Source organism: Lacrimispora sanguinis, assembly GCF_044987295.1.
In the GTDB taxonomy this organism is placed as follows: Bacteria; Bacillota; Clostridia; order Lachnospirales; family Lachnospiraceae; genus Lacrimispora; species Lacrimispora celerecrescens_B.
Window position 1 is genome coordinate 1,984,812 of sequence record NZ_CP173277.1, and the last position, 13,292, is coordinate 1,998,103.

Below are 13,292 nucleotides of genomic sequence, written 5' to 3' on the forward strand. Positions count from 1 at the left end.
TTCCGTCAATGTATTGAATCTGCTGCCATCTCCTCCGGCTCAAACAGCCGTATGATCCCGTATTCTCCGTCATATCCGGGACTGCAATGTACTTTCCCCTCTCTTAACCGCCGGATCCCCTCTGATATCATATTACCGGAAGCATGCCTGATATCCTCCAACGGCAGCTCCCGAAGGATATGAAATTCCGGTCCTAAATCCCTTATCATGGATTCATACTGGTTCTTGACTTTCTTGCTTGCGGTAGTATATCCGATAGAAGCCGCAATCACTTCATTAAGAGGAACCAGATTCTCAAATGGCTTTCCCCCGGGAAGAACAAAGCCCTGACTGCGGTCAGCCAGCTGTTCGATCCTGTGAGACACGCCTGTGGTCAGTTTTCGGCCGCATACCGGGCATTTACCGGAATACCGTTTCGCTTCTGACGGAGAAAGGCAGAGATTGCATTTCCGGTGGCCATCATAGTGATATTTTCCCTCTTCCGGAAAAAACTCTACGGTCCCCTCTAATCCCTCTCCCTTTTGTATGGCATTCCACAGCCCGGTATAGGACAAGTCGATATCCAGAAGATTGGCTTCCCTGCCAAGCTTTGAAGGAGAGTGGGCATCAGAGTTGGATACCAGCTGAAAACGGTCCAGAGCCGACAAACGCCATATCATAGAAGGATCGGAAGAAAGTCCTGTCTCCAATGCATGCACATAGGGAGTTAAATCCTCAAAGCACTCCTCGATCGTATCAAAACCGGAAAATGCCCCAAACACTGAAAAATGCGGCGTCCAGATATGTGCCGGGATATAGATAGCCCTGGGGCATAATTCCATCGTGATTTCCAGAAGGTCATGACAGTCCAGTCCCAATATGGGCCTGCCGTCCGAATGAAGGTTCCCAATGGTTTCCAGCTTCTTTGAAATCCTCTCTGCATCCTCAATGCCCGGAAGCAGAATGACGCTGTGAACCTTTCTAACTTTCCCGTTTTTCTTATAGATCGAGCTGATCTCTCCGGAGACCACAAACCGGGGAGTGCTGGCTTCCGGCCCGGCTCCCTTGTCCAAACGGTATTCTTCTTTTAATATGTAAAGCCCTTCCTCAGCAGGAATCAGCTTTTCCTTTAACTCCTCACGCCAAGCCGGGTGGGTAAAATCACCGGTCCCCAGGATCCCGATCCCTTTGCGCCTCGCCCATAAGTCCAAATATTCCAGCGTACACTCCTTACTGGTCGCTCTGGAATAGTGGGAATGGATGTGTAAATCTGATATATACATAAATTTCACCTGCTTTTGTCAATTTATGTTTTATTATAGCTTTGTTTTCTATGGGTTGCAAGAAGCGGGTCATTCCTTTTACCGGCATATTTCTCATAAATTCCCATGGCAAGCTCTGCCATGTCCCTTCTGAATTCCGCCGGTTCCGTTAGTTCAATCTGATCACCCATACTTAACAGCCAGCCAAAAAGATTCTCCTTGCTGGAAAAATCAAACTCAAACAATAGCTTTCCATCCTCCCGTTCCCTAAAACTGTTCATTCCAAACTCCTCGATCAGATGCCATTTTATCTCCGGTTCACAAACCGCAGTGATATGAAATTGTCTGGGGTACGGATTTTCCGGAAAGTACTCGATGGGAGGTAAGGGAAGCTTTTCATAATGATCCCCGGTGTCCGAAAGCTCCTGGATCCGGTTTAGCTTAAACATGCGGAAATCTTTCCTGCCCCTGCAATAACCCCACACATACCAGGAGGACCATTGAAATACCAAAAGATAAGGGTCAATCATTCTCACTGTTTCACCGCTTGGAGCATAATAGCAAAACTTTACCGAATGGCCTGCTTCAATGGCTTTCTGGATCAGATCGATCTTTGGAGACAGGGAGGTTTTATACCAGGAGGAAAGGTTAATCATGATATGGCTTTCCGGGACCTGCACCGATGCCTGGTCTGATGACAGTTTTTTCATCAGCTGCTGGTACCGGTTCGTCCCCGCCACACTGTCTAAGCTCCTAAGTCCGGTCAGAATGGACTGCATTTCAAAGGAGGTCAGCACGGTCCGGTCAATCCGGTAAGCCGGCATGATAGATATTCCCCCGTTCTGTCCCTGTAAAGTGGTAAGGGGAATGCCTGCCCTTAACAGGGCCTCCACATCTCGGTTTATGGTCCGTCTTGAAACCTCAAAGATCTCCGCGAGATAAGCGGCTGTTACCTTTTCCTCCTGAAGCAGGATGGATAAAATTCCAATAAGTCTGTCTATCTTCATAGGCGTTCCTTTCTTTGCTGCCCTTATTATATCACGGCAAAAGGTCCCGGAAAAGACCGTTCTTTCCATCGTCACTCATTGACTCCTTTTTCTATTTATGCTAGGATATGCCTAATGACCAAGAAAGAAAGGACCTGTTAAATGAACTTAATGAACCTGATGCAGTTAAAGGAATCCTGGGCTGTTTTTAAAAATAACCATCCTAAATTTCCTCTGTTCCTGAAAGCAGCCTTAAACACCTCTATAAAAGAAGGAAGTGTGGTGGAAATCCATATTACGCCGCCGGAAGGAAAGACTCTTACTACTAATTTAAAGCTCAAGGCTTCTGATCTGGAGATGTTTGAACAGTGGAAGGACTCCTTAAAATAAAAAATAATCCCTAATAAAAATCCAGCCGGATTGTCATTTCAGACTTTCCGGCTGGGTTTTTAGCAGGTCATATTGTTAAATATTCATCAATGTCGTACGGAACAAGAAAATCACTGTTTGGAACATGGGCAGCATTTTCTTGTTGTATTTACCAAAATATGGTACAATGGACGAATCAATGCAATAGACCGGAAGCTTTGTCCAAGCCTTTCTTACGATAAAGGCGAATATAACAAGCAGGAGGAATGAAAAAGCATGAAAAAAATTATAAAATTATTTGTTGTCGCTTCACTTTTATCCATAACTATGGCATCAACCGCCCATGCGGGAGTTTGGAAGCAGGACAGCCATGGCTGGTGGTGGCAGGATGGAGATAAATCCTATCCCTCTTCCACATGGAAATGGATTGATTCTGATGGGGATGGAATGGCAGAATGTTATTATTTTGATGAAAATGGTTATCTTTTGACCGGGGCCACTGCACCCGACGGCAGCACGGTCAATGAATCCGGCGCATGGACCGACCAGGGTATTGTCCGCCAAAAGGCTGCTACCCCTGCCGCTGCAAGGACCATAAACAAGAAGGGAATGGAGCTTTACCAGGAAGCAGATCAGAAAAGTTCCGGGCTGCCCGGCCTGGATATCACCGCAGACATCCAGATGAACCTTTCTTATGACTGGATGAATATCCCGGTCTCTATGAATATGCAGCTAAAATATCATGACCTAAACACTCCAAACATGGAATTTCTATCCCATACCAGTATGGATATGCTGGGGATCAGCAGGTCAGAGACTTCATTCTACACCAATGGCTGCTATTATCTGGATGCGGGGATGTATGATAAGTACAAGATGAATATCGGATATGCGGACATGACAAGAAACATCACGTTGGGAGGGCTGACCGGACAGTTTGGTGCATTCCTGGATAACGTCCAGATCGCAGACGATGACGCTGGAGATAAAATCCTTATGTATTCCAGCAAAGCAGAAGGCCTTGAAACATATCTCACCAGTTTCTACGATGAGATTTGGCCGACTCTTTCTTATTCCGATTATAAGATCGATTGGATCGACGGAAAAGCAGTCTTCAGCCCGGAAGGCTATTTTTCCAAGGAGGCCATTTCTATTTACATGACCATCACCGAAGAGGGAGAAACCATGGGCATGCTCATGAATATGAATCTGGATTATAATAATCCTGGGAAAGCCATTTCCATTGAATTTCCTTCCACAGAAGGATTTGAAGAAGTCATCTACTAATAAAAAAGAAGGAGGGAAAACCACTTACGGCTCCCTCCTTCTCTTTTATTAATCCTTTAAGCCTATATAAATATGGACCAGTGCATCTTCCATGTCCCCGTTCTGATATTCTTCAAAATCGCAGACAAAAGTTCTTGGCAGATCCATCTTCCAAAGCTCCTGCCAGAATTCCGCTACCGCCTTTATCATGTTTCCCCTTACCACAAACTTAGCATACGTTCCTGCCGGAATAGTCCTTACCACCGTCCCTTCCGGGAGCTCATCCGCTTCTTCCACTTCACAGGCCACGATCACACTGTAATCATCCAATTCATTTCCTGCATAATCTGTATAAATCCCCAGGGCCTTTTCATTACTCTTATTTTTAATACCGGAATAGATCCCCCTCCCGTAAAAGTTCTCCCAAAGGCCGCCGATCACATTGCCTATATCCGGTGACGCATTGTTTGTCCGGGCCAACAGCCCCACTACTTTTTTTTCCTTAAGCTCAATCCTCTCAATGTCCATCTTTTCTTACCTCTTTTCCTCTTTCTTACCTGAACTGCGGCTTCATGGGTCACCTGTCAGGCATTACTTTCTATGGTAAGTGGATTGTAGCATACCGAATATGACATCTATATGTCACAATTCATCTGTTCCTGATTATTTTTTATGAAGCCTTCCGTATTTCTATCCGATCTGTAAAAACGAATCAGGGTGATAACCAGAATAATGGGAAACAGGACCGCCCCTAATATTCCGATTTTTAAGTTGTTCCCAAAATATCCAGAAACAACGCCTACAAAGGTAGGCCCACCGGAACAACCAAGGTCTCCTGCCAGAGCCAAAAATGCAAACATTGCGGTTCCTCCTCCCCGTATGGAAGCAGAAGCCATACTAAAGGAACCGGGCCACATAATTCCCACAGACAGGCCGCACAGGCCGCAGCCCAGAAGGCCCAGTGCAGGAAAAGGAGAAAGAGCGATCAGAAAATAAGAACCTATGCATAGGATTCCGCTTGCAATCATCATCTTTTTTAAGTTCACCTTTTCTCCGTATTTTCCATAGAACGCCCTTGAGATTCCCATTAGCGTGGCAAAGAGCATGGGGCCAGCAAGGTCCCCAATGGCCTTACTCACTCCCAGTCCCCTCTCTGCAAAAGCGGATGCCCACTGGCTTACTGCCTGTTCGCTGGCTCCGGCACATACCATGAGAAGCATGAATCCCCAGAATATCCGTTTCCTGATGAGGCCCTTTAAGGAAAGGCCTTCTTCCTCTTCCACCAGCGGTGCAATAGGTACCTTAAAAAATAAAAACATGTTGATAAAAGGAATCAGCGCCCAGAAAAGCGCCAGCAGCCTCCAGTTTTTTAATCCTGCAATGCTGAAAAATATGGTGGACACCAGGACAACCCCTACATGACCCCAGCAATAAAAGGAATGAAGCATACTCATGGCTTTTTCTTTATTATCCGTTGGACAAGCCTCTACAATGGGGCTTACCAATACCTCAAGAAGGCCGCCTCCGGCCGCATAGATAACCACTGAGGCAAAAAGTCCGATCCATGCCTGGGGAAACAATCCGGGCAGAATGGTCAGGGACACCAGCCCTATTGCTGATAAAATATGGGCCGTTATCATAGAAGCCCGGTAACCGACCCGGTCAACAATGCCTGCAGACAACAAATCCACAATCAGCTGAATTCCAAAATTAAAAGTCACAAGCATGGTAATCCTGGATAAGGAAATGCCGTACTCGGACTGAAATGTAAGAAATAAAAGAGGTACAAAATTGTTAATGATCGCCTGCACGATATAGCTCATAAAACAGGCGTGGACGGTTTTGGTATAATCTTTATTCACTGTATTTCACCTGCTATTCATTTTTTTGTATTATACCGCATATTTTTTTCAAAATCTTGTAAATTACCGCCAGTTTGTGATACAATCTAGCCAGCAACCAAAGGAGAACGCTCTATGCAAAGCACGAAAATACTCACTGACGAATCCATGATGGAGCTTGTCTCTCACGGCTCCTCCACCTTTCCATTTCAATATTATTACGAAGATGTAGGAAAGTTCGATAACAAGTGCATTGACTGGCACTGGCACAGGGAATTTGAACTGGTGTCTGTAACAGAAGGAATCCTGCAGTGTTCCATCGGCAACATCAATTACATACTGGAAGCAGGGGATGGGATTTTCATCAATTCCGGAGTCATTCACCGTTTTCTCTCAGCCGGTACCGCAGTTATCCCTAACGTATTGTTTGCATCCGATTTCATTGCCCCTGAAAATAGTTCTATTTATGACAAATACATGCTTCCCTTTCTCACTTCGGGTATTTCCCATTTTGTCCTAAGAAGCAGTACTTCCTGGCAGAAGGACGTTCTTTCCTCTCTTTCAAGGCTGTATGGCGTATGCGAAAATCCCGGTCCGTCCTGGGAGCTGGAAGCCCATATCATCGTTTGTCAGGTTTGGACCAGTTTGTTTGAACACCGGTTGGAATTTGCAACCATGGAAAATACGGGGGTAAGCAGGATTTCTCAGGCCCGGTTTAAAGGCATGACCTGTTTTATTGAAGAAAACTACTGGAAAAAGATTACGTTGAAGGATATCGCCTCATCCGTGGGCGTAAGCAAGCGGGAGGCTCTGCGCTGCTTTCAATGCTCCGTCCCGTTATCGCCCATAGAATATTTAAATAAATACCGGCTCCAGCAGGCATGGAAGCTGCTCCTTCAAACGGACCGCTCCATAACAGACATTGCGGAGCATACCGGATTTGAGAGCACCAGCTATTTTGACCGTTTGTTTAAAAGAGAATTTCATATAACCCCCAGAAGGCATCGGAACAGTGGTAAGAACTTATAAACATCGCCATGGAATATCAAAAGGAGGAACACAATGGGAGAATTATCTAACCTTCCTAATATTGGAAAGGAAGTAGAACGTCAGCTGAATGAAACCGGAATCTTTACTTACGAAGATTTAAAGACAGCAGGTGCCAAAAAAGCCTGGCTAAAGATCCAGGCCATGGACTCCTCCGCCTGCATCCACCGTCTTTATGCTCTGGAAGGAGCAATTCGGGGAATAAAAAAAGGCCTCCTTCCTCAGGAGAGGAAAGAGGAATTGAAGGCATTTTATAATTTTCATAAATTATAAAAGAAAGGGGCCTCCCAGCCAAATAAACCAAAAAAGAAAGAAAATCAAAAAGTATACGAGAACCACCAAAAGGCAGACTTCGCCTGCCAATCGGTATTTTATTAACCGAAAGCCTCTCATCCATTGATAGAAATAATAAAAAATAAACGCAATACCCAAAGCACCAATCAATATTGGCAGCCAGGCCATTAAAAGAAAGATAAGATTCATCGCATTACTCCCAAAAACCGTCCTATCCTTATCATCCCCTCTTTCTTCCCGCTTATAAGCAAAGGTCTGGAATAAAAACCCACCCTATGCAAAAGGGCGGGTTTCACACTGTTTCAGCTGCCTGACGGACAGCCCGGAACCAGTTATTCTGTTAAATTAATGGTGATTGCTTTTGGCCTTGTCATTGCTTCTATGGAATACTTCACTCCCTGGGTTCCCATACCGGAGGCCTTTACTCCTAAAAATGGGAAGTGATCCGGGCCTCTTTCTGTTTTATTGTTAATCTGTACGGTTCCCACTTCTAACTTTTCAGCTATACGGAAGGCTTTATTGATATCTTTGGTAAATACAGAAGTCTGTAAGCCATATTCTGAGCGGTTGGCTATCTCTACCGCTTCATCCATATCTTTTACCCGGATAATAGGAAGAATGGGGGAGAACGGTTCTTTCCATGCAATCTCCATATCAACAGTTACCTTATCCAGCAAAGTTGGATAGACTAAATTTCCTTCTCTTTTATTTCCAACAATGAGCTCTGCACCTTTTGCAATGGCATCCTGAATTAAGAATTCTGCAAAATCAGCCGCTTTCTGATCGATCAGAGGGGTGACAACCACATTATCTCTTGGATCTCCCACAGCTAATTTTTCAATTCCCGTTTTCAGCATATCTACCAGCTGATCCGCTATCTTGTCAGTGGTAATAATACGCTTAACTGCCGTACAACGCTGTCCGGAATAAGAGAATGCACCTTCTACAATATTACTTGCCGCATATTTTAAATCGGCATCTTCCAGTACAAGGGCTGCATCTTTCCCCCCAAGTTCCAGTAACAGAGGGGTCATACAGGATATCTTGGATAAATGCCTGCCTACCTCCGTACTGCCTGTAAAATTAATGAAATTAATATTTTCATGAGTTACGATATAGTCACCGATTTCACTCCCCTTACCGGTAACTGTCTGCAATACTCCCTCCGGCAGTCCGGCATCCTGTAATGCTTTTACAAGATGTAGGGCACTGATGGCCCCCTGGGTCGCCGGTTTTAATATTACCGTATTGCCCCCCATAAGCGCCGGTCCTATCTTGGAGGCTGATAAATTAATGGGGTAATTAAACGGTGATATGGCCAGTACGGTACCTAGCGGAACCCTTCTTACATATGAAATTTTATTGCGGGAACCACCCGGGAAATTCTCCCCGCTTACTGCAATTCCTTCCAGGCTTTTTCCTGCGTCTGCAGTAAACCGGAGAAAATCTGCGGTTCGCTTCACTTCTGATACAGAAGATTTCCTATCCTTTGCAATCTCCATCATCAAAATATCCGCGATCTCTTCTGCCCTTTCCTCCAATATCTCTGCAGCCTTATAAAGGATCCGTGCCTTTTCAAATATTGGAACACCAGCCCAGGAAGAAAGACCTTCTTTGGAATACCGGATGACCTCATCAACCTCTTCTTTACTGACTGCCTGTATCTCACCGATAAAAGAACCGTCTACAGGGGATGTTACGGTAATGACATTCCCCGATGCGGATTCCATCCACCTGCCATTGACTAAGTTACCATAAACCAGCTTTTCATTACATAACTCTGACATATTATCCTCTCCTTTCAATACAATTATAATTTCTATTTGTATGTAATATATCCTGGAGACAAGAATCACATGTCAATAACATTGTTTGCTTATCTGTTAACCAAAAACTTCATATAGCGGATGAATACATAAACCACCAGGCATACTGCAATAACAGTTTCAGCAAGCACGATGACAGGTAAAAATCCTACGGCATATCCCATCTTTGCCAGGAACGATGTTGACATCTTCATTGCAATGGCACTGATCACCACCGGGAATGTAAAGGCTGCATAGCTTGGGTAAAAAGGCAAGGCAAGGAACCTTGGCAGATAAACCAGTACAGTTATATATAAGATTCCCGCTAATACCATGAGAAAGAGAACCATTGTCACGGATTTTGTTTCCACGGACTGTAAGTATCCAGCCAGGCAAAGGCTCACCGGAGCCGTATAGATGCAAAACAGCGGCCTTGCCGGTTCTGCAATTTCCCTGTATTTCACATACCGCATCGTTACAAGAACCAGTAGAATCAGGCAACAGACCAGACCGAACCAGAAAATGCCGGTTCCAACCCCTGTGAGTCCAAATGCAGGAGCCGTCACACTGGCTGTCACAATTCCCACATACACGATGTAATAGCTGGCAAATACGGTTTTCATATTCAGCTTGTAAAGAAAACGTGCGGTAAAATACAACATAAGAAGAACGTGCAGGGCAATGCCAATATACCAGATATAAACTGCACTTCCTCCAATAAAGGGCTTGGCATAAGCAGATAACAGAATGACCGCCATGGAGAAAGTCCCTGATATACTTGCCATCACCGGATTTTTCATATCCTCTTTTACCATATCAAAATGAAAGATACACTTACACAAAAATAAAATCGCCAGTACAGCGGATATGATACCGCAAACCAGGCGGATGGATTCTGAGTAGCTTTGTAGGAGATTTCCCAAGGCCGCAAACCCAAGGGAAAGCCCTGCCATGGGAATGGGAACTTTTTTAATCATGACATTCCTCCGCAGACTCAAGCTCATCGGTATTCGTAAGACAGTATTCCCGCACTACGATCTCAGCCACCTTTCTAGCTACCATTCCTGTAAAGCGGATGCACTGTTCCTTGTGCTCTCCCCTTCCCATATCAAACTCTTTGGTCAGGATCCGGCAGCATAGGGCATTCTTCCCGTTGCTTTCCTTAAACCAGTCGTGAAGCTCCTTTGACACTTCTAAGTTCTTTTCTACCTTTGGGTCTCCCTGTCTTGTCCGTCCAAAGAATATACCAAGAGCCATCACTCCGCCGGAAACCGCCCCGCACAGGCACTTGGACCGTCCGATCCCAACGGGGAAGCCGGATGCCATGGCTATGATTTCTTCCGGTAAATCCAATTCAAAGTTTGTCCGCATGGAACTAACAACTGCCTCCGAGCAAAAAAATCCTCCCCGAAACAGAGCTTCCGCATCATCTCCGATCTTCTTTACACTAACCGCCTGTTTCACATTCATCTCTAGTATCCTCCTGCATGTTTATTGATACCTATATTCTATTAAGATTTAAGGCTTACGTCCAATTCATAAATACTATAAATAAGCCCTACTTATAGATATTATCTATCAACATACTCGAAGCTTACATGGTCACTTGTCAAATCAAATATTAGTTCCTCCTCTTTATACAGTAAAAATCTTGCTAACAATAAATGCTCCTCTTTTATAGAGCGCACCATCCTTCCCAGATCCGGAGCCAGAAGCGGATGGGAAAACCCTGTTTTTTTTATCCTGTTCCGATTTGTTAAAAATATTTTAAATGTATAGTTACCCTGCTTTAATATAACTGCAGTTTCTCTTTTGCATACCACCTTGACTCCCAGATAGGTGGCAAAACGGTATTCCCGGCCTTTATACTGAATGACACAGATGTAGCCCTGAAAACTGTGTCCGATAAAAGGAATGTGGGCAATGGAAACCATGACCGATGCCTCTTGCGGAAAGCGGTTGCATTGAAGCCATAAATAATCCCTGGGAAAGGATCTGCCCCTGTCTCCCTCTATATATCCCTTTTCCCCTTGAAAATCCAGGACCTTTCCATTAACCGTAAGGCTTCCCCTAAGAGCGTGGGACATGCTGATAATCTCATGCCTGCATTCCATAAAGGGGACCCATTGAAAGGGGCCCATGATGGTATAATTAATGGGATTTAAGGAGCCGTAGCGGATCATTCCCTGAATCGTAATATCCTCTGACTGAATATCCACCATAACGCCGGTCAGGGAAAAAATATTACTACCAAGAACAATCCTTTTTCTCTTTCTGTCAACCAGATAATCCTCCTCTTCAAAGTCCAGGGAATAAGAATTTTCATTCCATATAATCTGCAAAAACGGGTGCTTTACTCCCTTTTCATCCACGCTATGACCGGGAATAAAGGCTAAGACCGTATCTGCATTCTGATGTTTAAAATACCAGCCCTCAAAAAACGCATTTCCAAACTTGGCCATACTACTCGTCCCTTCTTTTTCATCATTTTCTAACCATAGGGTTACCAAATATCAGGGAACATAGTCAGAAAAAGCATGTTTAATATTTTATGGAAATGATCCGAAAAAGGCCCGTCCCTTTCTAGGACGAGCCTTTTTAATCTTTCTTATTTTAAACGCTGACTTTTACATCATAAACAACCTTGTCAATAAATACATTGACGTACTCCCCGCAAAACTGCGTACCGGCTCCCTTAACCAGCTCACTGATCGCATATTCCCTGGGCAGCGCCTGGCGATAGCTTCTTTCACTGATCATCGCATCGTATGCATCTGCAATGGCAATGATCCTGGACTGGACCGGTATTTCATTTCCTTTAAGTCCCTTCGGGTAGCCATTTCCATCCCACCGTTCATGATGGGCCAGAACGTAATCCGCCATCTCTGACAGCTCATTGACCGAGCTTAAGATGCGATATCCGATTTCCGGGTGCTTTTTAATTTCAACCCATTCCTCTTCTACCAGTTTTCCGTTTTTATTCAATATCCCTTCTTCAATTGCAACCTTGCCGATATCATGGAGCAATCCAACGGTCTTTAGCTCTTTTACTTCATCTTCCTGCAGTCCAAGGGCTGTCCCCATTTTTTCACACAGCTCTGAAACGCGGAGGGAATGCTGTTCTTCTCTTGGATTTTTTTCATGAAGGGCCGCCATAACCGTATATATGGTCTTTCCCCTTATCCCCGCACTCTCCAGCAGTTTTTTCTTATACATATAGTCCTCAGCTTTTTTAAGCACTTCTAATATAGATTCTTCCTCCCTGTCCTTTATGCTGTATCCAAAAGAAACGGAAAGAGTAATCTTATTTACGGCTTCAAGCTTTGTCCTTTCATTGATCCTGCCGATCAATTCTTTAATTTCCTTTTCATCGGTATTAGGAGAAAGTATAATGAATTCATCGCCTCCCAGACGGCATATGATGTCCTTTTCCCTGAAGCCCTCTCTCAATACTTCGGTCACTTTTTGGATATATTTATCTCCCACTGTGTGTCCGAAGGAATCGTTTACAAGCTTTAACCCATTGATGTCAGCCATGGTTATAATTAACGGAAAATAGTTCTTGGAATTCAGCCGCTGCAGCTGTTCTTCAAACAGCCTTCTATTGTATAATCCGGTTAGCTGGTCATGATAGCTTAAATAATGCAGCCGCTCCTCCGCCTGCTTGCTTCCGGTAATGTCATTTAAAATAACGACCAGCTGGTTTTCCTTTGGACGGGACGCCAGTACTTCATAGTAATAATTTGTATTTTTCTGAAACTTCTCGTAGCAGGTTGATTCTCCTGTTTTAATGGTCCAGATCAGCCTGTCCAAGTTTTGCGGTTCTATATTTTTATGTATTTCGGAAAAATATTTTCCTGATATCTCTTCTTTTTTTAAACCGGTCAGGATTTCATGGCTGTGATTAGAATCTATAAGCCTATATTTGAAAATATCTTCTCCGGAGGCGCCCTCATACAATGCCATGCCTAGCTGCATCTGGTTTATAACAGCCTTATATTTCTCCTCACTTACGCTTAATTTGTGGTCAGCCAGCCTCACCTTCCTTAAAAGATTGGAAATTAAATAATAGAGAAGCAAGGCAGTAAACAAAACATAGACCATTCCCTTATAAGTATGAATCACCAGCCTTGCAGAAGGATTGGAAACGAGCCGGTTCACAATTCTGTCGGAAAAATCAATCCAGACAAAACCAAAAATCAAATACATGAAGCAGATTTTAATTCCTTCCTTTTTTAAAGGATCTCTTTTACCCTTAAAATCACCCATTTTACCCTTTAACCATTTAATCATACTACTCCCCCTTTAAATGGTATTATACACTATTTTCATTTTATAAGAAACATTTTACCAATTTTTTCATTTCAATTATGACCGGACATAACAAAAAAAGAAGGGCTGGCGGCACCCTTCTTTTTTAACTTTACTAGTATTTTATTTACC

Annotated in this window: 12 protein-coding genes and 1 pseudogene; 4 read left to right on the plus strand and 9 right to left on the minus strand. The window is 43.9% G+C overall.

The window, feature by feature from the left end; translation table 11 throughout:
• Positions 1-26: 26 nt before the first annotated feature.
• Positions 27-1,262 (minus strand): annotated as a pseudogene (locus ACHZES_RS09305) (endonuclease Q family protein); the annotation flags it as partial.
• 23 nt (positions 1,263-1,285) lie between these two features.
• Positions 1,286-2,248, minus strand: a complete 963-nt coding sequence (locus tag ACHZES_RS09310; protein WP_154522682.1) for a YafY family protein — start codon at positions 2,246-2,248, stop codon at positions 1,286-1,288.
• A gap of 141 nt (positions 2,249-2,389) precedes the next feature.
• On the opposite strand from ACHZES_RS09310, the gene ACHZES_RS09315 reads away from it, so the two are divergent.
• Together ACHZES_RS09315 and ACHZES_RS09320 are read left to right on the plus strand one after the other, a co-directional pair.
• Positions 2,390-2,617 (plus strand): hypothetical protein, encoded by a 228-nt coding sequence (locus ACHZES_RS09315; protein WP_038279442.1) that lies wholly within the window; start codon positions 2,390-2,392, stop codon positions 2,615-2,617.
• A gap of 255 nt (positions 2,618-2,872) precedes the next feature.
• Positions 2,873-3,883, plus strand: a complete 1,011-nt coding sequence (locus ACHZES_RS09320; protein WP_051835082.1) for a hypothetical protein — start codon at positions 2,873-2,875, stop codon at positions 3,881-3,883.
• A 48-nt stretch (positions 3,884-3,931) separates the two neighbouring features.
• Here the strand turns inward: ACHZES_RS09320 and ACHZES_RS09325 are convergent, their stop codons facing one another.
• Both ACHZES_RS09325 and ACHZES_RS09330 read right to left on the minus strand, forming a co-directional pair.
• Positions 3,932-4,390 carry a GyrI-like domain-containing protein gene (locus ACHZES_RS09325; protein WP_395548160.1) on the minus strand — a complete coding sequence of 153 codons (459 nt, stop codon included), beginning with the start codon at positions 4,388-4,390 and terminating at the stop codon, positions 3,932-3,934.
• A gap of 107 nt (positions 4,391-4,497) precedes the next feature.
• Positions 4,498-5,724 (minus strand): MFS transporter, encoded by a 1,227-nt coding sequence (locus tag ACHZES_RS09330; protein WP_395548158.1) that lies wholly within the window; start codon positions 5,722-5,724, stop codon positions 4,498-4,500.
• A gap of 114 nt (positions 5,725-5,838) precedes the next feature.
• On the opposite strand from ACHZES_RS09330, the gene ACHZES_RS09335 reads away from it, so the two are divergent.
• Positions 5,839-6,732 carry an AraC family transcriptional regulator gene (locus ACHZES_RS09335; RefSeq protein WP_154522164.1) on the plus strand — a complete coding sequence of 298 codons (894 nt, stop codon included), beginning with the start codon at positions 5,839-5,841 and terminating at the stop codon, positions 6,730-6,732.
• A gap of 33 nt (positions 6,733-6,765) precedes the next feature.
• Positions 6,766-7,023: a TfoX/Sxy family protein gene (locus ACHZES_RS09340; protein ID WP_395548157.1), complete on the plus strand. Its 258-nt coding sequence runs from the start codon at positions 6,766-6,768 to the stop codon at positions 7,021-7,023.
• A gap of 353 nt (positions 7,024-7,376) precedes the next feature.
• Here the strand turns inward: ACHZES_RS09340 and ACHZES_RS09345 are convergent, their stop codons facing one another.
• The 5 genes from ACHZES_RS09345 to ACHZES_RS09365 all read right to left on the minus strand — a co-directional run bounded on the left by ACHZES_RS09345 (position 7,377) and on the right by ACHZES_RS09365 (position 13,142).
• Complete coding sequence (locus ACHZES_RS09345; protein ID WP_038283577.1) at positions 7,377-8,831, minus strand: NADP-dependent glyceraldehyde-3-phosphate dehydrogenase; 1,455 nt, start codon at positions 8,829-8,831, stop codon at positions 7,377-7,379.
• 89 nt (positions 8,832-8,920) lie between these two features.
• The gene (locus tag ACHZES_RS09350; protein WP_395548155.1) at positions 8,921-9,826 is read right to left on the minus strand and encodes a TDT family transporter; all 906 of its coding nucleotides are present in this window, start codon (positions 9,824-9,826) and stop codon (positions 8,921-8,923) included.
• Positions 9,819-10,319: a C-GCAxxG-C-C family protein gene (locus tag ACHZES_RS09355; protein WP_395548154.1), complete on the minus strand. Its 501-nt coding sequence runs from the start codon at positions 10,317-10,319 to the stop codon at positions 9,819-9,821. Before ACHZES_RS09355 ends, ACHZES_RS09350 begins: the two co-directional genes overlap by 8 nt.
• A 101-nt stretch (positions 10,320-10,420) precedes the next feature.
• Positions 10,421-11,311 carry a tocopherol cyclase family protein gene (locus ACHZES_RS09360; protein ID WP_395548153.1) on the minus strand — a complete coding sequence of 297 codons (891 nt, stop codon included), beginning with the start codon at positions 11,309-11,311 and terminating at the stop codon, positions 10,421-10,423.
• A gap of 151 nt (positions 11,312-11,462) precedes the next feature.
• Positions 11,463-13,142, minus strand: a complete 1,680-nt coding sequence (locus ACHZES_RS09365; RefSeq protein WP_395548151.1) for an HD domain-containing phosphohydrolase — start codon at positions 13,140-13,142, stop codon at positions 11,463-11,465.
• Positions 13,143-13,292: the final 150 nt, after the last annotated feature.

Excerpts from the sequence above, each read along its gene's own strand:
- ACHZES_RS09325 (WP_395548160.1), bottom strand. The coding sequence starts at position 4,390 with ATGGACATTGAGAGGATTGAGCTTAAGGAAAAAAAAGTAGTGGGGCTG.
- ACHZES_RS09320 (WP_051835082.1), top strand. The coding sequence starts at position 2,873 with ATGAAAAAAATTATAAAATTATTTGTTGTCGCTTCACTTTTATCCATA.
- ACHZES_RS09315 (WP_038279442.1), top strand. The coding sequence starts at position 2,390 with ATGAACTTAATGAACCTGATGCAGTTAAAGGAATCCTGGGCTGTTTTT.
- ACHZES_RS09365 (WP_395548151.1), bottom strand. The coding sequence starts at position 13,142 with ATGATTAAATGGTTAAAGGGTAAAATGGGTGATTTTAAGGGTAAAAGA.
- ACHZES_RS09360 (WP_395548153.1), bottom strand. The coding sequence starts at position 11,311 with ATGGCCAAGTTTGGAAATGCGTTTTTTGAGGGCTGGTATTTTAAACAT.
- ACHZES_RS09355 (WP_395548154.1), bottom strand. The coding sequence starts at position 10,319 with ATGAATGTGAAACAGGCGGTTAGTGTAAAGAAGATCGGAGATGATGCG.
- ACHZES_RS09340 (WP_395548157.1), top strand. The coding sequence starts at position 6,766 with ATGGGAGAATTATCTAACCTTCCTAATATTGGAAAGGAAGTAGAACGT.
- ACHZES_RS09350 (WP_395548155.1), bottom strand. The coding sequence starts at position 9,826 with ATGATTAAAAAAGTTCCCATTCCCATGGCAGGGCTTTCCCTTGGGTTT.
- ACHZES_RS09335 (WP_154522164.1), top strand. The coding sequence starts at position 5,839 with ATGCAAAGCACGAAAATACTCACTGACGAATCCATGATGGAGCTTGTC.
- ACHZES_RS09345 (WP_038283577.1), bottom strand. The coding sequence starts at position 8,831 with ATGTCAGAGTTATGTAATGAAAAGCTGGTTTATGGTAACTTAGTCAAT.
- ACHZES_RS09310 (WP_154522682.1), bottom strand. The coding sequence starts at position 2,248 with ATGAAGATAGACAGACTTATTGGAATTTTATCCATCCTGCTTCAGGAG.